1 pseudogene is annotated in these 290 nt (G+C 34.8%); it reads left to right on the top strand.

From position 1 onward, the window contains the following. Positions 1 to 7 precede the first annotated feature (7 nt). A pseudogene (locus F1003_RS16995) lies at positions 8 to 199 on the top strand (CCC motif membrane protein); the annotation flags it as partial. Between the last annotated feature and the right edge of the window lie 91 nt (positions 200 to 290).

Genomic DNA, 290 nt, shown 5'->3' with positions numbered 1-290 from the left:
AATTGTTATGATGAAACAAAATTTACCAAATGCTACATTAGTGCTTGTCCTTGGGATTTTATCTATTCTAGGTTGTTGTTGCTACGGCGTTCCTGGAATTATTTTAGGCGTAGTTGCTTTAGTAATGTATAAGAAAGACAACCAGCTTTATTTAGCTAATCCAGAATTGTATGCTAATTATAGCAATCTAAGTACAGGGTGATAACGTAGGATTACTTTTAAGAGGTATCGAAAAAACAGATATCAAGAGAGGTATGGTTATCGCTAAACAAGGTTCTGTAACTCCGCAC

It is taken from the genome of Winogradskyella ouciana, assembly GCF_009709615.1.
GTDB classification, from domain to species: Bacteria; Bacteroidota; Bacteroidia; order Flavobacteriales; family Flavobacteriaceae; genus Winogradskyella; species Winogradskyella ouciana.
Note: the sequence above shows the minus strand (reverse complement) of the source record. Positions and strands in the feature narration are given on the sequence as shown.